The sequence below is a fragment of the Rhodoferax sp. genome, from assembly GCF_023701345.1.
Classification (GTDB): Bacteria; Pseudomonadota; Gammaproteobacteria; order Burkholderiales; family Burkholderiaceae_C; genus Rhodoferax.
On sequence record NZ_JAMPXE010000015.1, the window covers coordinates 15,505 to 38,261 of the forward strand.

The 22,757-nt window shown below is 57.8% G+C and carries 18 protein-coding genes, 6 tRNA genes and 2 pseudogenes; 19 read left to right on the plus strand and 7 right to left on the minus strand.

Annotated elements, in window-relative coordinates; translation table 11 throughout:
* Nucleotides 1-5: 5 nt before the first annotated feature.
* From nusB to ribBA, 3 genes are read right to left on the minus strand one after another with little or no spacing between them, the layout of a single operon-like run.
* The gene (nusB, locus tag NDI87_RS03650; RefSeq protein ID WP_296273450.1) at nucleotides 6-536 is read right to left on the minus strand and encodes a transcription antitermination factor NusB; all 531 of its coding nucleotides are present in this window, start codon (nucleotides 534-536) and stop codon (nucleotides 6-8) included.
* Nucleotides 533-1,009, minus strand: a complete 477-nt coding sequence (gene ribH / locus NDI87_RS03655; RefSeq protein WP_296273451.1) for a 6,7-dimethyl-8-ribityllumazine synthase — start codon at nucleotides 1,007-1,009, stop codon at nucleotides 533-535. Before ribH ends, nusB begins: the two co-directional genes overlap by 4 nt.
* A gap of 28 nt (nucleotides 1,010-1,037) precedes the next feature.
* On the minus strand, nucleotides 1,038-2,153 hold the full coding sequence (gene ribBA, locus NDI87_RS03660; RefSeq protein WP_296273452.1) for a bifunctional 3,4-dihydroxy-2-butanone-4-phosphate synthase/GTP cyclohydrolase II: 1,116 nt from the start codon (nucleotides 2,151-2,153) through the stop codon (nucleotides 1,038-1,040).
* A 144-nt stretch (nucleotides 2,154-2,297) separates the two neighbouring features.
* On the opposite strand from ribBA, the gene NDI87_RS03665 reads away from it, so the two are divergent.
* Entirely contained in the window at nucleotides 2,298-2,687 is a 390-nt protein-coding gene (locus NDI87_RS03665) for a hypothetical protein (RefSeq protein WP_296273453.1), read from the plus strand.
* Here NDI87_RS03665 and NDI87_RS03670 read toward each other — a convergent pair.
* Nucleotides 2,671-3,264 (minus strand): PadR family transcriptional regulator, encoded by a 594-nt coding sequence (locus tag NDI87_RS03670; protein ID WP_296273454.1) that lies wholly within the window; start codon nucleotides 3,262-3,264, stop codon nucleotides 2,671-2,673. The genes NDI87_RS03665 and NDI87_RS03670 overlap by 17 nt on opposite strands.
* A gap of 150 nt (nucleotides 3,265-3,414) precedes the next feature.
* Between NDI87_RS03670 and NDI87_RS03675 the strand changes: the two are divergent.
* Together NDI87_RS03675 and NDI87_RS03680 are read left to right on the plus strand one after the other, a co-directional pair.
* A pseudogene (locus NDI87_RS03675) lies at nucleotides 3,415-5,433 on the plus strand (NADPH-dependent 2,4-dienoyl-CoA reductase); the annotation flags it as partial.
* A gap of 105 nt (nucleotides 5,434-5,538) precedes the next feature.
* Nucleotides 5,539-6,339: pseudogene (locus NDI87_RS03680) on the plus strand (crotonase/enoyl-CoA hydratase family protein); the annotation flags it as partial.
* Between the two features lie 12 nt (nucleotides 6,340-6,351).
* On the opposite strand, the gene NDI87_RS03685 reads toward NDI87_RS03680, so the two are convergent.
* On the minus strand, nucleotides 6,352-6,672 hold the full coding sequence (locus NDI87_RS03685; protein WP_296273455.1) for a cell division protein ZapA: 321 nt from the start codon (nucleotides 6,670-6,672) through the stop codon (nucleotides 6,352-6,354).
* The gene (locus tag NDI87_RS03690) at nucleotides 6,669-6,914 is read right to left on the minus strand and encodes a DUF904 domain-containing protein (RefSeq protein ID WP_296273456.1); all 246 of its coding nucleotides are present in this window, start codon (nucleotides 6,912-6,914) and stop codon (nucleotides 6,669-6,671) included. The genes NDI87_RS03685 and NDI87_RS03690 overlap by 4 nt, the downstream gene beginning before the upstream one ends.
* Nucleotides 6,915-7,267: 353 nt before the next feature.
* On the opposite strand from NDI87_RS03690, the gene NDI87_RS03695 reads away from it, so the two are divergent.
* The 10 genes from NDI87_RS03695 to NDI87_RS03740 all read left to right on the plus strand — a co-directional run bounded on the left by NDI87_RS03695 (nucleotide 7,268) and on the right by NDI87_RS03740 (nucleotide 13,904).
* A tRNA-Leu gene (locus NDI87_RS03695) sits at nucleotides 7,268-7,354 on the plus strand.
* Nucleotides 7,355-7,434: 80 nt separating this feature from the next.
* The gene (tig, locus tag NDI87_RS03700) at nucleotides 7,435-8,745 is read left to right on the plus strand and encodes a trigger factor (protein ID WP_296273457.1); all 1,311 of its coding nucleotides are present in this window, start codon (nucleotides 7,435-7,437) and stop codon (nucleotides 8,743-8,745) included.
* 134 nt (nucleotides 8,746-8,879) lie between these two features.
* Nucleotides 8,880-9,488, plus strand: coding sequence for an ATP-dependent Clp endopeptidase proteolytic subunit ClpP (gene clpP, locus NDI87_RS03705; protein WP_296273458.1), 609 nt, complete (start codon nucleotides 8,880-8,882; stop codon nucleotides 9,486-9,488).
* Between the two features lie 4 nt (nucleotides 9,489-9,492).
* Nucleotides 9,493-10,752 (plus strand): ATP-dependent Clp protease ATP-binding subunit ClpX, encoded by a 1,260-nt coding sequence (gene clpX / locus NDI87_RS03710; RefSeq protein WP_296273459.1) that lies wholly within the window; start codon nucleotides 9,493-9,495, stop codon nucleotides 10,750-10,752.
* 85 nt (nucleotides 10,753-10,837) lie between these two features.
* Nucleotides 10,838-13,279 (plus strand): endopeptidase La, encoded by a 2,442-nt coding sequence (gene lon / locus NDI87_RS03715; protein WP_296273460.1) that lies wholly within the window; start codon nucleotides 10,838-10,840, stop codon nucleotides 13,277-13,279.
* 61 nt (nucleotides 13,280-13,340) lie between these two features.
* Nucleotides 13,341-13,416, plus strand: a tRNA-Gly gene (locus tag NDI87_RS03720).
* Nucleotides 13,417-13,455: 39 nt separating this feature from the next.
* Nucleotides 13,456-13,531 (plus strand) — tRNA-Gly (locus NDI87_RS03725).
* 46 nt (nucleotides 13,532-13,577) lie between these two features.
* Nucleotides 13,578-13,651: transfer RNA gene (locus NDI87_RS03730), tRNA-Cys, on the plus strand.
* A gap of 69 nt (nucleotides 13,652-13,720) precedes the next feature.
* Nucleotides 13,721-13,806: transfer RNA gene (locus NDI87_RS03735), tRNA-Leu, on the plus strand.
* A gap of 21 nt (nucleotides 13,807-13,827) precedes the next feature.
* Nucleotides 13,828-13,904, plus strand: a tRNA-Arg gene (locus NDI87_RS03740).
* Between the two features lie 75 nt (nucleotides 13,905-13,979).
* Here the strand turns inward: NDI87_RS03740 and fabI are convergent.
* Nucleotides 13,980-14,762 (minus strand): enoyl-ACP reductase FabI, encoded by a 783-nt coding sequence (gene fabI, locus NDI87_RS03745; protein ID WP_296273461.1) that lies wholly within the window; start codon nucleotides 14,760-14,762, stop codon nucleotides 13,980-13,982.
* Nucleotides 14,763-14,895: 133 nt separating this feature from the next.
* Between fabI and NDI87_RS03750 the strand changes: the two genes are divergently transcribed.
* The 6 genes from NDI87_RS03750 to nusA all read left to right on the plus strand — a co-directional run bounded on the left by NDI87_RS03750 (nucleotide 14,896) and on the right by nusA (nucleotide 22,698).
* Nucleotides 14,896-16,704, plus strand: a complete 1,809-nt coding sequence (locus tag NDI87_RS03750; RefSeq protein WP_296273462.1) for an extracellular solute-binding protein — start codon at nucleotides 14,896-14,898, stop codon at nucleotides 16,702-16,704.
* A gap of 3 nt (nucleotides 16,705-16,707) precedes the next feature.
* Nucleotides 16,708-17,742: a microcin C ABC transporter permease YejB gene (yejB, locus tag NDI87_RS03755; protein ID WP_296273463.1), complete on the plus strand. Its 1,035-nt coding sequence runs from the start codon at nucleotides 16,708-16,710 to the stop codon at nucleotides 17,740-17,742.
* Complete coding sequence (locus tag NDI87_RS03760) at nucleotides 17,708-18,781, plus strand: ABC transporter permease (protein WP_296273464.1); 1,074 nt, start codon at nucleotides 17,708-17,710, stop codon at nucleotides 18,779-18,781. The genes yejB and NDI87_RS03760 overlap by 35 nt, the downstream gene beginning before the upstream one ends.
* Nucleotides 18,778-20,418: a dipeptide ABC transporter ATP-binding protein gene (locus tag NDI87_RS03765; protein WP_296273465.1), complete on the plus strand. Its 1,641-nt coding sequence runs from the start codon at nucleotides 18,778-18,780 to the stop codon at nucleotides 20,416-20,418. The genes NDI87_RS03760 and NDI87_RS03765 overlap by 4 nt, the downstream gene beginning before the upstream one ends.
* 130 nt (nucleotides 20,419-20,548) lie before the next feature.
* Nucleotides 20,549-21,184 carry a ribosome maturation factor RimP gene (rimP, locus tag NDI87_RS03770; protein WP_296273466.1) on the plus strand — a complete coding sequence of 212 codons (636 nt, stop codon included), beginning with the start codon at nucleotides 20,549-20,551 and terminating at the stop codon, nucleotides 21,182-21,184.
* A gap of 17 nt (nucleotides 21,185-21,201) precedes the next feature.
* Entirely contained in the window at nucleotides 21,202-22,698 is a 1,497-nt protein-coding gene (gene nusA / locus NDI87_RS03775; protein WP_296273467.1) for a transcription termination factor NusA, read from the plus strand.
* Nucleotides 22,699-22,757 lie beyond the last annotated feature (59 nt).

The following is a 22,757-nucleotide window of genomic DNA, read 5'->3' on the forward strand; positions in this document are numbered from 1 at the left end:
ACGGTCTAGCGTGCTGCGCCCTGATCGGCGGCCACCTCGAGTTCACGCAACTGCCGTGCCAGACCGTTGAGCACGCCATTCACATATTTGTGACCATCGGTGCCGCCAAATTCCTTGGCCAGCTCGACGCATTCATTAAGCACCACACGCCAGGGCACGTCCAGGCAGTGTTGCAGCTCATAGGCGCCAATCCACATCACCGCATGCTCCACCGGTGAAATTTCCGCAAGCTTGCGGTCGAGCAGCGGCACGATCAACGCGTCGAGTTGATCCGCCTGCTCGGCACTGCCATGCAGCAAGGCATCGAAATGCACGCTATCGGCCTTGCTGAAACCAGCCAGGTCACGGGTGAAAGCATCCACCGCAGCGACATCGTTTTTGCCCACCAGCACCTGGTACAGCGCCTGCACGGCAAATTCACGGGCGCGGGAGCGGTCAGATTTGCTGGCGGCCTTGCGCACGCCGGTGCTGGTCAGCCCCTTGCGCGGCTGGCGCGGTGGCCGGGTTGATGGGTTGGGGTGGCTGGATTCGCTCATTCAATTTCTTCCAGTAAGTTGGCCATTTCCACGGCCACGCGGGCGGCGTCGCGGCCTTTGTCGGTTTGCCGGGCCACCGCTTGCGCCAGGTTCTCGGTGGTCAGGATGGCGTTGGCGATCGGGATCTGGTAATCCAGCGCAATCCGGCTGACACTGGCCCCCGATTCGTTGGCCACCAGTTCAAAGTGGTAGGTTTCACCGCGAATGATGCAACCCAGGGCCACCAGCGCGTGGTACTTGAGCTGTTCGGCCAGTGCCTGCAGTGCGACGGGCACTTCCAGTGCGCCAGGGACCTGCACCAGGGTGATATTTTTTTCTTCCACGCCCAAAGCCAGCAGTTCGGTCTTGCAAGCCAGAGCCAGGGCATTGGTGATGTCGGCGTTGAAGCGCGCCTGGACAATGCCGATGGTGAGATTTTTGCCGTTCAATCGTGGGTCGGTGGCGGCCAGCGCGCCTTGGTCTGCGATCAGCATGGGGATTTCCTGTTCAGTAGATGGGTTTTCAGGCGGTCACGTAGCCGACAATTTCGAGACCGTAACCGGTCATGCTGGGCATGCGCCGCGGGTTGCCCATCAAGGTCATTTTGTGGACGCCGCATTCGCGCAGGATCTGGGCGCCAATGCCGTAGGTGCGCAGGTCCATGCGGCCACGCGCCGGACCGTGGCTGGCGCGTGCCGTGCCGTCAAACTGGGCCAGCAACTGGTCGGCACTTTCACCGCAGTTCAAGAATACCACCACGCCCTTGCCTTCCGCTGCCACGCGCGACAGGCTGGCATCCAGGCTCCAGGAATGCATGGTGCGGCCTACTTCGAGGGCGTCGAATACCGACAGCGGCTCATGCACCCGCGCCAGCACGGCTTCATCGGCGTCCCATTGGCCCTTGACCAGCGCCAGGTGCACGCCCTGTGCGGTTTTGTCCTTGAAGGCATGCACCGTGAATTCGCCAAAAGCGGTCTTCAGCGGCCTGTCGCCCAGGTGCTCGACCAGGGACTCGGTGCTGCTGCGGTGGTGAATCAGGTCGGCGATGGTGCCAATCTTGAGCCCGTGCTCGGCGGCAAACAGCTGCAAGTCGGGCAGGCGCGCCATGGTGCCGTCGTCTTTCATGATCTCGCAGATCACGGCTGCTGGCGCACAACCGGCCATGGCGGCCAGGTCGCAGCCGGCTTCGGTATGACCGGCGCGCATCAGCACGCCGCCTTCGACGGCTTGCAAAGGAAAGATGTGGCCGGGTTGCACCAGATCCGCGGGCTTGGCATCGCGGGCAACGGCCACTTGAATGGTTTGCGCCCGGTCGGCGGCCGAAATGCCGGTGGTGACGCCTTCGGCGGCTTCAATCGACACGGTAAAGGCCGTGCTTTTTTTGTCGGTGTTGCGCAAGGTCATGGGCGGCAGCTGCAGAAGTTCGCAACGCTCGCGGGTGAGCGTCAGGCAGATCAGGCCGCGACCAAAGCGGGCCATGAAATTGACCGCTTCGGCCGTCACGTGCTCGGCGGCCATGACCAGGTCGCCTTCGTTTTCGCGGTCTTCTTCGTCGACCAGAATAACCATGCGCCCCGCGCGCAAGTCGGCCACGATGTCTTCAACAGGGGAGATGGGGACAGGATGAGACTGTGTCATGCAATGATTCAAATCGTTGGGGTATCAAAAATAGAGACCGGCAAACCGGGCCGCTGCCAGCGGGGGGTCTGTGCGATCAGTTGTACCGATTATCCGGGATTGTGGTTTGGGTTAGGCTTGTCCCCAGTTTTCAGGAGAAGATAAATGGCGATTGGATGGTTGACGGTGCTCAAAATGGTGCCTTGGGGTGATGTGATCGACAACGCACCCAAGGTCGCCAGTGGCGCCAAAAAGCTGTGGCAAAGCGTGGGTAAAAAGCCTGTGCCTGCCACAAGCGGCACAGCTGTGCCTGTGCAGGATGTGTTGCCAACAGAGTCGCCTGCCGTTGCGGCACTGCAGAGCCAGGTGGCCGAGCTGCAGGTGGCTGTTGCAGACCTGCATCAGCAGATGCTGGTGTCGAGCGAGTTGATTCAGTCGCTGGCCAATCAGAACACGCAACTGATCAAGCGGGTTGAAGTCAACCGGGTGCGCCTGCTGTGGCTGGCAGCCTGGGTGCTGGGTTTATCGGTGGCGCTGGTCAGTCAATTTTTTTAAAAATCGGCTCTGGTATTTGATGCTCTGCATTTGTATTCCAGCTTTCCTTTTTTAGCAAATCCAGCATCTCCCGCGCCCAGGCAATCGAATTCTCTTCGTACAAGATTCCTTTCTTGAGGATCATGTGATGAATGCGTGCAGCGCGCGCCATACTGGCGCCGCCAGCAAAGTCGCGTTGCTCGATCTCGCGGTACAAGGCCAGTTTTTCCTGGTGCAGGGCAATGCGTCGCTCCAGTTCCGGAGCCAGGCCCAGGGCGCCCAGCGCGGCATCGGCGCGCAAACGCACCATGAACTCGTCGCGCAAATCCATGGGGGCCGAAGGCTCGGCGGCCCAGCGCAGCAATTCGGCCTGGCCCGGCGGCAGCACGCGGTAGCTGCGTTTGCGGGTTTTGCCGGCGTCGGGCGCGCTGCTTGACGCAATCCAGCCTGCCGCCTCCATCCGTCCCAGTTCGCGGTAAATCTGCTGGTGCGTGGCGTGCCAGAAAAAACCAATCGACTTGTCAAAGCGGCGTGCCAGGTCGTAGCCAGAAGATGATTTTTCCAGCAGGGAAGTCAATAATGCATGTGACAGGGCCATGTGGTGAGTCTAATTGGGGAAAACACTCTATGCAACTGGTTGCATAAATTTTTGCCTTCCTCTAAACTGTGCAACGGGTTGCATAGTGACCCTAGCGGCGCATGCCGAACATCCCGACAAATTTGCACACGACCGTTTTTAGGATCACCCATGACCCCTTACCCTCACTTGATCCAGCCACTGGATTTGGGTTTCACCACCCTGCCCAATCGCGTCATCATGGGCTCGATGCATGTCGGGCTGGAAGAAGTCAAGGACGGTTTTGCCCGCATGGCGGCTTTTTACGCCGAGCGCGCCCGCGGCGGCGTCGGCCTGATCGTGACCGGCGGCATTGCCCCCAATGACCGTGGCCGCCCGATGCCCGGCGGTGCACGCCTGACCACCGAAGCTGAAGCCGAAAAACACAAGCCGGTGACGGATGCGGTGCACCAGGCTGGCGGCAGGATTGCCATGCAAATCCTGCACTTCGGCCGCTACGCCTACCACCAGGATCTGGTCGCGCCCAGCGCGCTGCAAGCCCCCATCAACGCGATGAAGCCCAGGGCGCTGAGCAGCGAGGAAGTCCACCAGACCATTGACGATTTTGTGCGTTGTGCCGCGCTGGCGCAAAGCGCGGGTTATGACGGTGTCGAGATCATGGGAAGTGAGGGCTACCTGCTCAACGAATTCATTGCCGCGCGCACCAACCAGCGCGACGATGAATGGGGCGGCAGCTACGCCAATCGCATCAGATTTCCGCTGGAAATTGTGCGCCGCACGCGCGAAAAGGTGGGCGCCAACTTCATCATCATTTACCGCCTGTCGATGCTCGATCTGGTCGAAGGCGGCTCCACGCTGGATGAGGTGATCGAGCTCGCGCAGGCCATTGAGGCGGCGGGCGCCACCATCATCAACACCGGCATTGGCTGGCACGAGGCGCGTATTCCCACCATCGCCACCAAGGTGCCGCGCGCCGCCTGGGCCTGGGTCACGCAGCAGCTCAAGGGCAAGGTGGGCATTCCGCTGGTGGCCACCAATCGCATCAACACGCCCGAGGTGGCCGAGCAACTGCTGGCGGACGGCTTTTGCGACATGGTCTCGATGGCGCGGCCGTTTCTGGCCGACCCGCTCTTCGTGCAAAAAGCCGCTGCCGGCAAGGCCGACGAGATCAACACCTGCATCGGTTGCAACCAGGCCTGCCTGGACCACACCTTTGCCGGCAAGGTCACGTCCTGCCTGGTGAATCCGCGCGCCTGCCACGAGACCCTCATCAACATCACCCCGGCCAGCGCCCGCGAACGCATTGCCGTGGTCGGCGCCGGCCCGGCTGGTTTGAGTTTTGCCACTGCCGCAGCGCAATGCGGCTTTGACGTGACGCTGTTTGACGCGGCAGGCGAGATTGGCGGCCAGTTCAACATTGCCAAGCAGGTGCCGGGCAAGGAAGAGTTTGTTGAAACGCTGCGCTACTTTGGCAAGCAGATCGAACTCACCGGGGTCAAGCTGCAACTTAACACCCGCGTCAGCGCCCAGGACCTCGTGGCCGGTGGTTTCAATCAAGTGGTGCTGGCCACCGGCGTGACCCCGCGCACACCGCCGATTGACGGCATCAAGCACCCCAAAGTGCTGGGTTACCTGGACGTGCTGCGCGACAAAAGGCCGGTGGGCAAAACGGTGGCGCTCATCGGTGCTGGCGGCATTGGCTTCGACACCGCCGAGTTTCTGCTGCATGAGGGCACCAGCCCGAGTCTGGACAAGGTCAAATTTTTTGCCGAATGGGGCGTCGATACCAGCTATGGCACGCGCGGTGGCCTGGCACCGGCGCACATTGAGGCGAGCCCGCGCAAGGTCTATTTGTTGCAGCGCAAAACCAGCAAGGTCGGCGATGGCCTGGGCAAGACCACCGGCTGGATCCACCGTACCTCACTCAAGAACCGCCACGTGGAAATGATGGCAGGCGTCACTTACCGCAAAATTGACGATGCAGGTTTGCACATCACCGTGGGTGAACTCGACATGACACTGCCGGTGGACAACGTGGTCATTTGTGCCGGTCAGGAGCCCCAGCGCGAACTGCAAGTCCAGTTGCTGGCTGCAGGCCTGCCAGTGCACCTGATCGGCGGCGCCGACAAGGCCGAAGAGCTCGATGCCAAACGCGCCATCAAGCAAGGCCTGGAACTGGCGGTGGCACTGGCGGTTGCGCCCAAAGCGGCAGATGCGCCAGCAGCTTCTGCAGCCGCCATAGCCGTCACGTGCATCTCAGACAACACGGCAAAAAACAGCACATCGCCTTATGAGTCCCTGAGCGTCAGTCTGCAGGACCACATCGCGACCATTCGCCTGAACCGCCCGGACAAGGCCAACGCCATGAACCTGGCCATGTGGCACGAGATTCGCCAGGCCTTCAAATGGGTCGATGCTACCGCTGATGCCCGCGTGGCCATACTGGAAGGCGAAGGCAAGCTCTTTACCTCGGGCATTGACCTGCAAATGATGATGGGCATGGGCGACCAGATCCAGAGCGACTGCGAGGCGCGCACCCGCGAGAACCTGCGCCAGGTCATCCTCGACCTGCAAGACACCCTGACCAGTCTGGAGCGCTGCCGCAAGCCTGTGCTGGCCGCCATTCACGGCGCCTGCATCGGCGGCGGCATTGACCTGATCACCTGCGCCGACATGCGTTATTGCTCGGCAGACGCGACTTTCAGCATCAAGGAAATCGACATCGGCATGACCGCCGACGTGGGCACGCTCCAGCGTTTGCCGAAGCTCATTGGTGAAGGCATGGCACGCGAACTGGCCTACACCGCGCGCAAGTTTGGCGCTGATGAAGCGCTGCACATGCGTCTGGTCAACCGCGTCTTTGATTCACGCGAGGCGTTGCAAAAAGGCGTGCGGGAGATCGCCGCCACGATTGCCGCCAAGTCGCCATTGTCGGTGCGTGGCGTGAAAGAAATGATCACTTACGCCCGTGACCACTCGGTCGCAGATGGCCTGAACTATGTTGCCACCTGGAACGCTGCCATGCTGCTGAGCAACGATCTGCAGGAAGCCATGATGGCCAACATGGGCAAACGCCCACCGGCATTCAAGGATTGAAAAGGATTGGTCCTAAATCAGGCTGTCATCGCTGTTCAAGGCGGCATCGAGTCGCTGCAGCAGATGCTTGAGCTTCGCCGCGTCTTCGGTTTGCAACCGGCCGGTCGACAACGAGTCTGGCGTGGGCGCAGCGGCTTGTTCGGGCGTGTCGAAGGCCAGGTTGAGCGCTGCCAGCACGGCGATCCGGTCACGCGAGCGAACCTTGCCGGCTTCCCTGATTTTGCACATGGCATCATCGACGCGGGCCACCACATGCAACAGACGGGCCTCACCGCCTTCAGGGCAACCCAGCATGTAGCTTTGTCCCATGATGTTGACTTCGAGCTGCTTCATAGGGGACCTCGGGGCGTGTTGACCGACCCTGGCGGGGCTGTATTGGCCTCGGGCAAACGTGTCAACAAGACATCCACGCGTGCCCGTGCCGCACTCAGGCGCGACTTGAGCGAGTCCCGCTCTTGGGCCAGTGATGCAATTTCCTGGTAGAGCAGTGCGTTGGTCCGCTTGAGCTCTTCATAACGCAGCAGCAAGCGATCAACCCGTTCGGCAATTTGATCGATGGGGGTCAGGTCTGACATAGATCGCGCATTGTAGGGTTTTGGCAGATGTTCTTTTGGGCTTGGCGTTGCTTTGATGGCTGCTAAAACAACGTGTTTGGCCTGACGTTATTTTAATAACCAATTGGTCACTGAAATGATGTCTTCACCTGGCAGTTGCACTGACGCATGGCTGCTGCGAGCATCAACCAAGCGGCGACACCCCTGAGCTTCCCGAGCCGGGTTTCAATCTCTCCCGTTGGGCCATCGAACATGCGTCGCTGACTTTCGATAACTGACTTGTTGTGAAGGCAGTCATTTATGAGGTCTGTGCGGGTTAAAATCTTTAGTTGACCTATTCAGGGGGTGGTTGTAACGACTGCCCCGTTTAGTTTGCGCGGGTGGCGAAATTGGTAGACGCACCAGGTTTAGGTCCTGACGCTGGCAACAGTGTGCGGGTTCGAGTCCCGCCCCGCGCACCACGAAGAGAATTTGCTTGACAGGGCGCTGCTGTGTTGCAGCCGTGCACTGTCTTTTATTTTGTGTAATTTGGAGTAACACCATGGCAGTCGTTGTTGAAACCCTTGAAAAGTTAGAGCGCAAAATGCTTTTGAGCATGCCTGTTGCGTCGATTCAATCTGAAGTGACAGCGCGTCTGAAAAAGCTGGCACGGACCGTGAAGATGGACGGCTTTCGTCCGGGCAAGGTACCGATGAATGTGGTGGCGCAGCGTTATGGCTATAACGTGCAGTATGAAGTCATGAACGACAAGGTGGGTGAAGCCTTTGCCAATGCCGCCAATGAGGCCAAGCTGCGCGTGGCAGGTCAGCCCAAAATCAGCGAAAAAGAGGGTGCTCCTGAAGGCGAATTGGCTTTTGAGGCCGTGTTCGAGGTCTATCCGGAAGTCAAGATTGGTGACTTGTTGACAGCAGAAGTCGAAAAAGTGACGACCGAAGTGTCCGATGCGGCCATTGACAAGACCGTCGACATTTTGCGCAAGCAGCGTCGTACCTTCTCGCAGCGCCCGCAAGATGCGGCCGCCCAGGACGGCGACCGCCTCACGGTGGACTTTGAAGGCAAGATTGATGGCGAGCCTTTTGATGGCGGCAAAGCTGAAGACTTTCAGTTCATTTTGGGCGACGGTCAGATGCTCAAGGAGTTTGAAGAAGCATCGCGCGGCATGAAAACCGGCGAAAGCAGAACTTTCCCGCTGGCTTTTCCGGCCGATTACCATGGCAAGGATGTGGCCGGCAAGACGGCTGATTTCATGGTCACCGTCAAGAAGATCGAAGCCGCCCACCTGCCTGACGTCAATGAGGCGCTGGCCAAGTCCCTGGGCATCGAAGACGCTTCCGTTGACGGTCTGCGCGCCGACATCAAGAAGAACCTGGACCGTGAAGTCAAATTCCGCCTGCTGGCGCGCAACAAGAACGCCGTGATGGATGCGCTGGTGGCCAAAGCCGAACTGGATTTGCCCAATGCCAGCGTGCAGGCCGAAATGCAGCGCCTGCTCGAAGGCGCCCGTGCCGACCTGAAACAACGCGGCATCAAGGATGCCGACAAGGTCAGCATTCCTGAAGACGTGTTCCGCCCTCAGGCTGAACGCCGTGTGCGTTTGGGTCTGGTGGTGGCTGAATTGGTGCGTGCCAACAATTTGCAGGCCACCATGGACCAGCTCAAGGCCCACATTCAGGAACTGGCTGCCAGCTACGAAAAACCAGCTGAAGTGGAGCGTTGGTATTTCAGTGATAACAACCGCCTGGCCGAGGTGGAAGCCATTGTTCTGGAAAACAATGTGACGGATTTTGTGTTGTCAAAAGCCAAGGTCAGTGAGAAAGCAGTCAGTTTTGACGAGTTGATGGCGCAAAACTGAACAGCTTGACGGTTGAATGGGTGGCATGGGGCTTGTGTCGGGCTTTAAGTCCGGCATGCAAGCCCCATTTGCTTTGAGGCTATGTTTTTTAGCTACAGTAGCGTCAAATTATTGGAGTCATGATGAAGTTTGAAATGAGTGCAATGGATACACAGGGTCTGGGCATGGTGCCCATGGTGATTGAGCAGTCTGGTCGTGGCGAGCGGTCTTACGATATCTACTCCCGTTTGCTCAAGGAGCGTGTGATTTTTCTGGTGGGACCGGTGAATGACCACGTGGCGAATCTGGTGGTGGCGCAGTTGCTGTTTCTGGAGAGTGAAAATCCTGACAAGGACATTTCTTTCTACATCAATTCTCCCGGCGGTTCGGTCAGCGCGGGTATGGCCATTTATGACACCATGAATTTCATCAAACCAGAAGTGTCGACCCTGTGCACCGGCATGGCTGCCAGCATGGGCGCATTTTTGCTGGCCGCGGGAGCCAAGGGCAAACGCTTTTCCTTGCCCAACTCCAAGATCATGATTCACCAGCCCTCGGGTGGCAGCCAGGGTCAGGCCACCGAGATCGAGATCCAGGCGCGTGAGATTTTGAAGACGCGCGAGCAACTCAACAAAATTCTGGCCGAGTGCACCGGTCAACCGCTGGAGCGCATTGAGCGCGACACCGAGCGTGACTACTACATGACGGCCCAGGAAACCAAAGAATATGGTCTGATTGACCAGGTTATTTCTAAAAGGGCATAAAGTCATGGCCAAAGGCGCCTCCTCTGGAGAAAAAACCCTGTACTGCTCGTTTTGCGGCAAGAGTCAGCATGAGGTCAAAAAGCTGATTGCCGGTCCGTCGGTTTTTGTTTGCGACGAATGCATCGAACTCTGCAATGAGATCATTCGCGACGAACTGCCGGCGACGACCGAGACGCCGGAAAAATCCAATTTGCCGACACCGGCAGAAATCAAAGCCAACCTCGACAACTATGTGATCGGCCAGGAAGCCGCCAAACGCATCCTGGCGGTGGCGGTTTATAACCATTACAAGCGGTTGCGGCACCAGGAAAAATCCACCAAAGACGATGTCGAGTTGTCCAAAAGCAATATTTTGCTGATCGGCCCGACCGGCTCCGGCAAGACCCTGTTGGCGCAAACGCTGGCGCGCATGCTGGACGTCCCCTTTGTGATGGCCGACGCCACCACGCTGACCGAGGCGGGTTATGTCGGCGAGGACGTCGAGAACATCGTGCTCAAACTGCTGCAAAGCTGCAATTACGATGTCGAGCGGGCGCAACGCGGCATTGTTTACATTGACGAAATCGACAAGATTTCACGCAAGTCCGACAATCCGTCGATCACCCGCGATGTTTCCGGCGAAGGGGTGCAGCAGGCGCTGCTGAAGTTGATTGAAGGGACCATGGCCAGCGTGCCGCCGCAAGGCGGGCGCAAGCACCCGAACCAGGATTTTGTGCAGGTCAACACCACCAATATCCTGTTCATTTGTGGCGGCGCTTTCTCAGGCCTTGAAAAAGTCATCGACAACCGTACCGAGTCCTCGGGCATTGGCTTTGGGGCGGCCGTCAAAAGCAAGCAAAACCGCAACCTGACCGAGGTTTTCAAAGAAGTCGAGCCAGAGGATTTGATCAAATTTGGACTGATTCCCGAGCTGGTCGGCCGCATGCCTGTGGTGGCCACCTTGGGTGAACTCAGCGAAGAGACGCTGGTGCAAATCCTGACCGAGCCCAAAAACGCGCTGGTCAAACAATACAGCAAACTGCTGGCCATGGAGGGCGTCGAACTGGAGATCCGGCCCAACGCACTGAAAGCCATTGCCAAAAAGGCGCTGGCTCGCAAAACCGGTGCGCGCGGTTTGCGCTCCATCCTTGAATTGGCGTTGATTGACACCATGTTTGATCTGCCCAATTTGTCCAATGTTGAAAAAGTTGTTCTGGACGAGTCAAGCATCGAAGAAAACAAGGCGCCCTTGCTGGTTTACCGTGAACTCGCCAAAACAGCTTGATTGAATCGATCATGGGCTTAGGGTGGGCAGACGCAGTCTGCCTGCCATTCCATTTAATGCCATATTGGTAACAGAAGGATTTTTTATGTCTGGCCATCCATCCTTGCCCGCGATCCCTGTGGATCTTCCCTTGTTGCCTTTGCGTGATGTGGTCGTCTTTCCGCACATGGTGATCCCCCTGTTCGTGGGTCGCCCCAAGAGCATCAAGGCACTGGAAGCAGCAATGGGCGCGGAGCGTCGCATCATGTTGGTGGCGCAAAAGGCGGCAGCCAAAGACGATCCGGTGGTCTCGGACATGTTTGACATGGGCTGCATCTCCACCATTTTGCAAATGCTCAAATTGCCCGACGGCACGGTCAAGGTTCTGGTGGAAGGGCAGCAGCGCGCCATTGTCAATCACATCGAAGATGGTGAAATGCATTTCACCGCCACCGTGACGCCGGTCGAATTACCCGCCGAACCAGAAGCCCAGACCAAAGCGCAGATCAGCGAAATTGAAGCCCTGCGCCGGGCCGTGATGCAGCAGTTTGACCAGTACGTCAAACTCAACAAGAAAATCCCGCCGGAAATCCTGACCTCGATCAGCAGCATTGATGATCCGGGTCGTCTGGCCGACACCATTGCCGCGCATTTGCCGCTCAAGCTGGAAAGCAAGCAGGCGGTGCTCGACCTGGCCAGCGTGCGTGATCGCCTGGAAAACCTGTTTGCCCAAATTGACCGTGAGGTCGACATTCTGAATGTCGATAAAAAAATTCGTGGTCGTGTCAAAAGGCAAATGGAGAAAAACCAGCGCGATTTTTATTTGAACGAGCAGGTCAAGGCCATCCAGAAAGAGCTGGGCGAAGGCGAAGACGGTGCGGACATCGACGAGATCGAGAAAAAGATCAAGAGCGCCAAGATGCCCAAGGAAGCCCTGAAAAAGGCCGAGGGCGAACTCAAAAAGCTCAAACTGATGTCGCCCATGTCAGCCGAGGCCACGGTGATACGCAATTACATTGACGTACTCACCGGTTTGCCATGGGCTGGCAAGACCAAGATCAAACACAACCTGGTCAATGCCGAAACGGTGCTCAATGAAGACCATTACGGCCTCGACAAGGTGAAGGACCGGATTCTGGAATACCTGGCTGTGCAACAGCGCGTGGACAAGGTCAAGGCGCCCATTTTGTGTCTGGTGGGGCCACCCGGCGTCGGTAAAACCTCGCTGGGTCAATCAATCGCCAAGGCCACCGGGCGCAAGTACGTGCGCATGGCGCTGGGTGGCATGCGCGACGAGGCCGAGATTCGTGGTCACCGCCGCACTTACATTGGCGCCATGCCGGGCAAGGTGTTGCAAAGCCTGAGCAAGGTCGGCACCCGCAATCCCTTGTTCTTGCTGGACGAAATTGACAAACTGGGTACCGATTTTCGGGGAGATCCATCGAGCGCCTTGCTCGAGGTGCTGGACCCCGAGCAAAACCACAAGTTTGCCGATCACTATGTCGAAGTTGACTTTGACCTCAGTGATGTCATGTTTGTGGCGACTTCCAACTCGATGAACATACCGCCGGCGCTGCTGGACCGGATGGAAGTGATTCGTTTGTCGGGTTACACCGAAGACGAGAAAACCAATATTGCGCTGCGTTACCTGTTGCCCAAACAACTGGGCAACAACGGCGTCAAGGAAACCGAACTCCAGGTGACAGAAGACGCCGTGCGCGACATCGTGCGCTACTACACCCGTGAAGCGGGCGTGCGCTCGCTTGAGCGCGAAATTTCCAAAATTTGCCGCAAAGTGGTCAAGGGCCTGCAACTCAAACAAATGACAGCGCAGGTGGTGGTGTCTGCGGCCAATTTGAGCGAGTTTTTGGGGGTGCGCAAATTTGACTACGGTCGCGCTGAAAAAATGAACCAGGTTGGTCAGGTGGTTGGTCTGGCATGGACCGAGGTGGGGGGCGATTTGCTCACCATCGAAGCTGCCATGGTGCCCGGCAAAGGTGTCATCACCCGTACCGGTTCTTTGGGTGATGTGATGAAGGAATCGGTGGAGGCCGCCCGCACCGTCGTGCGCAGCCGTTCGCACCGTCTCGGCATCAAGGATGAATTCTTTGAGAAAAAAGACATTCATATTCATGTGCCCGATGGCGCCACACCCAAAGACGGCCCCAGTGCTGGAGCCGCCATGACCACCGCTTTTGTCTCGGCCATGACCGGCATCCCGGTGCGCTGTGGTGTCGCCATGACCGGTGAAATCACGCTGCGCGGCGAGGTGACGGCCATTGGTGGGTTGAAAGAAAAATTGCTGGCCGCACTGCGCGGTGGCATCAAGACGGTGCTGATCCCTGAAGACAATGCCAAGGACTTGCAAGAAATCCCTGAAAACGTTAAAAACGGACTCGAAATTGTGCCGGTGCGCTGGATTGACAAGGTGCTAGAAATTGCGCTGGAGCGCATGCCAACTGCCTTGCCCGAAGACACGCACGTTGCCACGGCCTCGACAGAAATTGCTTTGGTGGCACCAGCCTCAACAGCGGCCGTAAAACATTGAGAAAATTGGTTTCTCTAGAGGCGAAAAGCCATAAATTGCTTTATAATTTGTGGCTTGCAATGCGGGAATAGCTCAGTTGGTAGAGCGCAACCTTGCCAAGGTTGAGGTCGAGAGTTCGAGACTCTTTTCCCGCTCCAGGTTTTTTTACTTGGTGTTGATGAAAGTTGGCACCATGCGCGGGAATAGCTCAGTTGGTAGAGCGCAACCTTGCCAAGGTTGAGGTCGAGAGTTCGAGACTCTTTTCCCGCTCCAGTTTTAAAAAAGGGAAGCACTGCTTCCCTTTTTTTGCAAAGACAAGGGCGCGATAGCAAATCGGTTATGCAACGGATTGCAAATCCGTCTAGCCCAGTTCGACTCTGGGTCGCGCCTCCAGTTATTTTGTTTTATACCAAGCCTCGTAATTCTTATTCACGAGGCTTTTTTGTTTGACAATAGCGCCGTGCCCGAGTGGTGGAATGGTTTACACAGCAGACTTAAAATCTGTCCCCCGTCAGGGGTTGCCGGTTCGAGTCCGGCCTCGGGCACCATTCGTTGATTGAAATCACCATCAGCCAGTAGCTCATCCGGATAGAGCACGAACCTTCTAAGTTCGGGGTAGGGGGTTCGAGTCCCTCCTGGCTGGCCAAAAAAAACAGGCTTTTCAGCCTGCTTTTTTGTCAATTGGAGCGGCCACGTCAGTTGGCTTGCCGCAGGACTACTACTACTCCACCACCGCCACCGCCGTCTGGCTGACCCCACAGTCGACATAAGAGATTTGTCCGGTCATGCCGGAGGCCAGGTCGCTGAGCAAAAAGGCGGCGACATTGCCGACTTCGTCAATTGTGACGTTGCGTTTCAGCGGCGATGCGGCTGCCGAAATGCCCAGCAACCTGCCAAAATCCTTGATTCCGCTGGCCGCCAATGTTTTGACGGCTCCCGCGCTCAAGCCATTCACACGAATGCCTTTGGCGCCCACGGCATCCGCAAGATACCGTACCGACGATTCCAGCGAGGCCTTGGCCAGGCCCATGGTGTTGTAGCTGGGCACCACGCGCACGCCGCCCAGGTAGGTCAGTGTCAGCAGTGACGCGGTGTTGGTCAGATAAGGCAGGGCGGCCTTGGCCATGGCCGGAAAGCTGTAGGCGCTGATGTCGTGCGCAATGCGAAAATTTTCGCGTGTCAGGCCGTCCAGAAAGTTGCCGGCAATGGCCTCGCGCGGGGCAAAACCAATGCTGTGCACAAAACCGTCAAAGGTGGGCCAATGCTGGGACAAGTCTTTGAACAAATTGTCGATTTGCGCGTCATCAGCCACATCACATTCAAAAATCAAGGAGGAGTTGAAGTCGGCGGCAAATTCGGTGATGCGCTCCTTGAAGCGTTCACCCACATAGCTGAAAGCCAGTTCGGCACCTTGCGCGTGACATGCCTTGGCAATGCCGTAGGCAATGGAGCGGTTGGATAACACGCCGGTGATCAGAAATTTTTTGCCTGTCAGAAATCCCATAGTAGCCTCTGCTTTTAAATTTGTTCGTTGATTAAATACCACTTGCCAGTTGGGGTGGGTGCAGCAGATTCAATTCTGAATTTTGATGCCCGGCAGCCAGCAAGAAGTGAAACAATTGATGCAGAATTGTCGCATGCGTCGCCTGTTTATTTTGATTTGCCTGAGTTGGGTCTCTCCTTTGTGGGCCGCGCATGGTTACGCGCTCTGGGGCGACCTCAAATACCCGGCGAATTTCGCTCATTTTGACTATGTCAACCCGGCCGCGCCCAAGGGCGGCGAGCTGCGTCTGGTCAGTAATTTGCGGGTATCGACCTTTGACAAATACAACCCGTTCACGATCAAAGGCTCGGCTCCCGCGTATTTGTCTGACCTGATGTTTGACACCTTGCTGACCGGTTCACTGGATGAAACGGGTTCGGGTTACGGTTTGCTGGCGCAGGACGTGGTGGTGGCTGCGGATGGCCTGAGTGTCACCTTCAGGTTACGGCCAGAAGCACGTTTTCACAACGGTGATGCGGTGCTGGCTGAAGATGTCAAGTACAGCTTTGACGCCCTGATGGGGCCATTCACCTCGCCGGCCTACAAGACCATGCTCTTTGACGTGGCGGGGCTGGATGTGCTGGACGCGCGCACGGTGCGTTACCGCTTCAAAAAACCCAACCGCGAGCTGCCGCTGACGGTAGGCGGCTTGCCCGTGTTCAGCCGCGCCTGGGGTGCTGAGGGAGGGCAAGCCAAACCTTTTGACCAGATCGTTACCGATGTGCCGATTGGTAGCGGACCCTACAAGATCGGTCCGGTGCGCTTTGGCAAGGACATCACCTATGTCCGTGACATCAATTACTGGGCCAAAGACCTGAACGTGCGTCGCGGCACGGCCAACTTTGACCGCATCACGGTCAAGATTTACAAGGATGGCACAGCGCGGCTGGAGGCGCTCAAAGCGGGCGAATTTGACTTGATGCGATTCTTTTCTGCGGGAGACTGGGCGCGGCGGGTCAATGGCAAACGCTTTGACTCGGGTGAATTGGTCAAGCGCGAATACCAGCACCGCCTTCCCACCGGTTTTCAGAGTTATGTGCTCAATACCCGGCGCGACTTGTTCAAGGATGTGCGGGTGCGCCAGGCACTGGGCCTGGCGCTTGACTATGAGTGGATGAACCGGCAGATGTTTTACAACGCCTACCAGCGCGTCAACGGTTTGTTTGGCAATACCGACTGCCAGGCCACGGGCTTGCCCTCGCCACAAGAGTTGGCCGTGCTGGCGCCGTGGCGCAGTGTGGTACCTGCCGAGGTATTTGGTCCCATGACACAGCCGCCGCGCACCGATGCGCCGTCGTCTTTGCGCGCCAATTTGCGCCAGGCACAAGCCTTGTTGAACGCGGCGGGATGGCAGGTGCAGGACGGCAAGTTGCGCAATGCCCGGGGCCAGGCGTTTGAGATCGAATACCTCGACAGCAATGAAGGCTCGGCACGGGTGGTCACGCCCTGGGCACGCAACCTGGAAAAACTCGGCATTACCCTGAACTTTCGCCCGGTGGACTTTGCCCTGTACCAGCAGCGCCTGCAAAAGTTTGAATTTGACATCACCTCGCTGGCCTATGGCGGCACCCACAACCCGGGCCAGGAATACGCCGACCTGTTTGGTTCCCAAGCCGCCGACCAGGAAGATTCCGGCAACATGTCGGGCATGAAAAATCCAGCCGTCGATGCCTTGATCAGTGCCATGACCCGCGCCACCTCCAAAGCCGAACTGGTGCCCGCCTGCCGCGCGCTCGAACGTGTGATTGCCCACAGTCATGTGCTGATTCCACAGTGGTCAGCGCCCACGCACCGCATTGTCTTCAACAGTTGGCGACTCGATCAGCCCGCCGCCATGCCGCCGTATTCGCAGGGTGAGGGTTGGGCCATTGACACCTGGTGGGCCAGGGCCGCACAGAAATAAACCATGCTGAGCTATATCCTTAAACGCCTGTTGTTGATGATCCCCACGCTGTTTGGCGTGCTGTTGCTCACCTTTGTGGTGATCCAGTTCGTGCCGGGCGGTCCGGTGGAGCAGTATCTGGCCGAGGCCAAGGCGGGCACCGGCAAAGGCGCTGCGGCTGAGAGCGGCGGCCTGAGTTACCGGGGCGCGCAGGGGGTGGACCCGAAACGCATCGAGCAGATCAAGGCGCTTTATGGGTTTGACAAACCCGCGCATGAGCGCTTTGTGCAGATGCTGGGCCAGTTTGCGCGTTTTGATTTGGGCAGGAGTTTTTTCCAGAACAAAAGCGTGTCGGAGCTAATGTGGGAAAAGTTGCCGGTCTCGATCAGCCTGGGCTTGTGGACGTTTTTTATCAGCTACCTGATTGCCGTGCCGCTGGGCGTGGCCAAGGCGGTGCGCGCCGGCTCGCGTTTCGATTTTGTCACCACGCTGCTGGTGCTGCTGGGCTACGCCATTCCGGGCTTTGTGCTGGGTGTCGCGCTGCTGGTGATTTTTGGTGGCCAGTTGCAGTGGTTCCCGTTGCGCGGCCTGACCAGCAGCAACTGGGACGAGCTGAGCTGGGGCGCACGTGTGGTGGACTATTTGTGGCACATCGCCATGCCGGTCACGGCCATGGTGCTGGGCAGTTTTGCCGTGACCACCATGCTGACCAAAAACGCCTTTCTGGAGGAAATTCGCAAGCAATACGTGGTCACCGCGCGGGCCAAAGGCCTGGATGAGCGCCAGGTGCTGTGGAAACATGTGTTTCGCAATGCGCTGATTCCCATCATCACCGGTTTTCCGGCGGCGTTCATTGGCGCCTTCTTTACCGGCTCGCTGCTGATCGAGACCCTGTTTTCCCTCGATGGCCTGGGCTTGCTGAGTTACGAGAGTGTGATCCGACGCGACTATCCTGTGGTGTTGGGCACGCTGTATTTCTTTACCCTGATTGGCCTGGTGACCAAGCTGATTTCTGATTTGTCCTATGTCTGGGTGGACCCGCGTGTCAAGTTTGATTAATACCGTATCACCCAGCCTGAGTCCAGGTCGGCGCGCCTGGCTGCGTTTCAAGCGCAACCGGCTGGGTTATTGGAGTCTGGTGATCTTTTGCCTGCTGGTGGTTTTGAGCTTGATGGCCGAACTGATCAGCAACGACCGGCCCTTGCTGGTGCGCTACCAGGGTGAAACCTATTTCCCCATGGCACGGGACTATTCCGAGAAGACCTTTGGTGGCGACTTTGACAGCCCCACCGATTATCTGGACCCTTTCATACGTGAACGGCTCAGCCAGAACGGCAATTGGGCGCTGTTTGCGCCCAACCCCTATGGCCCCAAAACACTCAATTATTTCGCCAAGGCCCCCAACCCGTCGCCGCCCACCGCAGACAACTGGCTGGGCACCGATGACCGTGGCCGCGACCTGTTGGCGCAACTCATTTACGGTTTCCGGGTCAGTGTGCTGTTTGCGCTGGCGCTGACCTTTACCGGAACCTTGCTGGGCATCCTGACCGGGGCCATTCAAGGGTTTTTTGGCGGCAAGACCGACCTGGCGTTCCAGCGCTTCATTGAGATCTGGGGTGCCATGCCCGAGCTGTACCTGCTGATCATTTTCAGTGCCGTGTTTGCACCCAGCCTCGCGCTGCTGCTGATTTTGCTGAGCCTGTTTGGCTGGATGGGCTTGTCCGACTATGTGCGTGCCGAGTTCTTGCGCAACAGGCAGCTCGATTACGTGCGCGCGGCGCGCTCGCTGGGGGTGAGCAACTGGCACATCATCCGGCGCCACCTGTTGCCCAACAGCATGACCCCGGTGGTGACGTTTTTGCCGTTTCGCATGAGTGGCGCCATTTTGGCGCTGACCTCGCTCGACTTTCTGGGCCTGGGCGTGCCTCCTGGCACGCCGTCGCTGGGCGAGCTGCTGTCGCAAGGCAAAAACAACATTGACGCCTGGTGGATCTCGCTGGCTACTTTTGCCGTGCTGGTGGTGACCTTGCTGTTGCTGACCTTCATGGGTGACGCCTTGCGCGATGCGCTGGACCCGCGCAAGGCGGATGCGTCATGAGCGCAGTACCCTTGCTGGATGTCCGGGGCCTGTCGGTGTCGTTTGCCGACAACGAAGTGGTGCACGGGATTGATTTCTCCATCGCCCCCGGCGAACGGGTGGCGCTGGTGGGGGAATCCGGTTCGGGCAAGACCGTTTCTGCTTTAAGCCTGTTGCGTCTGACCGCCAATGCCAAAGTGAGCGGCCAGGCCCTGTTCAATGGCAATGACCTGCTGGCACTGCCTGAGCGTGAACTGCGTTCCGTGCGGGGCCGTGACGTTGCCATGATTTTTCAGGAACCGATGACGGCGCTCAACCCCTTGATGACCGTGGGTGACCAGATTGCCGAAGTGCTCACGCTGAAGATGGGTCTGGCCAAGGCGCAGTTGACACAAAAAGTGATTGAACTGCTTGCTGAAACCGGCATTCCCGAGCCGGCGCGGCGCGCCCGTGCTTTTCCGCATCAGCTCAGTGGGGGCCAGCGTCAGCGCGCCATGATCGCCATGGCACTGGCCTGTCAGCCCAAGCTGCTGTTGGCGGATGAACCCACCACGGCCCTCGATGTGAGCCTGCGCGGGCAAATTCTTGAGTTGTTGGTCCGTTTGCAGCATAGCCATGGCATGTCGGTGCTGTTGATCACCCACGACCTGAACCTGGTGCGGCGTTTTGCCGACCGCATCATCGTCATGGAAAACGGTTGCATTGTGGAGCAGGGCGCTACCACCGAGGTGTTTGCGCAGCCACAACATGCCTATACCCAGCGGCTGATCGCCAGCAAACCGGTGCGCGATGTGGTTGAGGTGGACGGGGATGTCAGACTAAAGTCTGACCTACAGTCTGACCCACAAAAAGCAGGACGGGCCGTGATGCGTGCCAAAGGTCTGCGGGTGGTTTACCCGACGCCGCTCGCCGGAGTTCGTGGCTGGTTCAAGCACGGCCAATTTGTGGCGGTGCAGGAGGCCAGTTTTGCAATTCTGCCGGGCCAGACCCTTGGTGTCATGGGCGAGTCGGGTTCCGGCAAGTCCACGCTGGCACTGGCGGCTCTGGGGCTGTTGCCGTTTCAGGGGGAATTGCAGATTGCCGGGCAGTCCTGGAGTGCCAATGCGGCGGCTAACAAAGCCTTGCGGCGCCAGGTCCAGGTGGTCTTTCAGGATCCGTTTTCGTCCTTGTCGCCACGCCTGACGGTGGAAGAAATCGTCGGTGAAGGTCTGGGTGTGCATGCCCCGGAGCTTTCCCAGGATCAGCGCCAGCAGCGCGTGATGACCGCCTTGCGTGATGTTGGACTGGGCACCGGCGACGATGCTGCCATGGCGCAGACCCTGCAGCGCTACCCACATGAATTCTCGGGCGGGCAACGTCAGCGGCTGGCGATTGCCCGGGCTTTGATCATCAAACCGAGCATGTTGGTGCTGGATGAGCCCACCAGCGCGCTGGACGTAACGGTGCAAAAACAGGTGCTGCAGTTGCTGCAGAATTTGCAGCGCGAACGCGGCTTGAGTTATCTGCTGATCACGCACGACGTGGACGTGATCCGGGCCATGGCACATGGTGTGCTGGTGATGAAAGACGGCGCCGTGGTGGAGTCCGGTCCGGTGCACCAGGTGCTGACACAACCGCAACACGACTACACCCGGATTTTGGTCAGTGCTGCCGGATAAATCCTTGAAAATCAAGGGCTTTCCCTTATATTTTCCGATATAATCCTGCCTTCACGACCAAACGGGCGAGTCACTTCCGCCCGTTTTTTTTGGTCGATCGTTTTTCATGAATTGAGCAAATGGGGTTTTGGTGGCGCTAAAAGACATTGTTGAGCAAACGGTAAGCGGCTTGGGCTATGACCTGGTGGAGATTGATCGCTCTGCCGGTGGCTTGCTGCGCATTACCATTGACTTGCCCTGGTCGCCTCCTGTTGAAGAGGCTCAGGCTGAGTCTGTTGAGCAATTTGTCACGGTTGAAGACTGTGAAAAGGTCACCCGTCAGCTGCAATATGCGCTGGAGGTAGATGAGGTGGATTACAAACGCCTTGAGGTGTCTTCGCCAGGTATTGACCGCCCGTTGCGGCATGACCAGGACTTTGCCCGTTTTGTTGGTCATGTGGTCGATGTCACGCTGAAGCAGCCATTGGGCAGTGCGGCGGCGGGGCAGGTGAGTCCTACGCGCAAGAAATTTCGGGGTGTGCTGGAGCGGGTTGAGCCGGCGGTCGACGCGTTATCGCAAGCCGAGCAGGCTTGGCAGATCGTCTGGCGTGATGAGCCCGTCACCAAGCCGGGTCAAAAGATCAGCAAGAAAAGGCCGCCTGCGCCGACGCAGGCGCTGGGTTTTGTGTTGAGTGAACTGAAAGAGGCGCGCTTGGCGCCCATTGTGAGTTTCAAGGGTCGTGCGCAAGCGCCTGACTCCGAACCGCAAACGACAGATTTGAATTGAAACAGGAGAGACATGGCATGAATCGCGAAATGTTAATGTTGGTTGACGCCATCTCACGCGAGAAAAACGTGGAGCGTGACGTTGTTTTTGGGGCTGTGGAAGCCGCTTTGGCGCAGGCCACCAAAAAACTTTACTCGGGTGAAGTGGACATCCGTGTTGCGCTTGATCGCGATACCGGTAATTACGAGACTTTCCGTCGCTGGCATGTGGTGCCTGATGAAGCGGGGCTGCAGTTGCCCGATCAGGAAATCTTGTTGTTTGAAGCCAAAGAACAAATTCCCGACATCGAGGTGGATGAGTACATCGAGGAAACTATCGAGTCCCTGCCGATTGGCCGCATTGGTGCCATGGCGGCCAAGCAGGTCATCCTGCAAAAGATTCGCGATGCCGAGCGTGAAATGTTGCTCAACGACTTCATGTCGCGTGGTGACAAGATTTTTGTCGGCACCGTCAAGCGCATGGATAAGGGTGACCTGATTGTGGAATCGGGCCGCGTTGAAGGCCGCTTACGCCGCAATGAAATGATTCCCAAAGAGAACTTCCGCACCGGTGACCGCGTGCGCGCCATGATCATGGAAGTCGATCTGACCCTGCGCGGTGCCCCCATCGTGTTGTCGCGTTCGGCGCCCGAGTTCATGAAGGAGCTGTTTCGCAATGAAGTTCCCGAGATCGAGCAGGGCCTGCTCGAGATCAAGTCCTGCGCTCGTGATGCCGGCTCGCGCGCCAAGATCGCGGTGCTGTCGCATGACAAGCGCATTGACCCCATCGGTACCTGCGTCGGTGTGCGTGGCACGCGTGTCAACGCCGTCACCACCGAGCTGGCGGGTGAGCGTGTTGATATTGTGCTGTGGAGCGAAGACCCGGCGCAGTTCGTGATCGGCGCCCTGGCGCCCGCCAATGTCAGCAGCATTGTGGTGGACGAAGAGCGTCACGCCATGGATGTGGTGGTGGACGAGGAAAACCTGGCGATTGCCATTGGTCGCGGTGGTCAGAATGTGCGCCTGGCTGCAGAACTCACGGGTTGGAAGATCAACATTCTGGATGCGGCGGAATCCGCAGAAAAGCAGGCCAGCGAAGTCGATGCCAGCCGTCATTTGTTCATGGAAAAACTTGACGTGGACGAAGAAATCGCCGACTTGCTGATTGCCGAGGGCTTTACCAGCCTGGAGCAGGTGGCTTACGTGCCGCTGGAAGAAATGCTCGAAATCGAGAGCTTTGACGAAGACACCGTGAGCGAATTGCGCACCCGGGCCAAAGACGCCTTGTTGACGATGGAGATCGCCATTGAGGAAAATGTGGGCGGCGTGGCTTTGGAACTGCGTGATCTGGAAGGTCTGAATGCAGAGCTGATCAGCAAGCTGGCCGACAACGGCATCCACGTGCTCGATGACCTGGCTGACCTGGCGGTGGATGAACTCACCGAGATCACCGGTCAATCTGCTGACGAGGCCACGGCCTTGATCATGAAGGCCCGTGAACATTGGTTCGCCAATGACGCATCTTCAAAAGAGTGAAAAATGATGAATTTACAGTTGAAGTAAAGACGTTAATTGCCTGCGGGCACCAAGTCTGA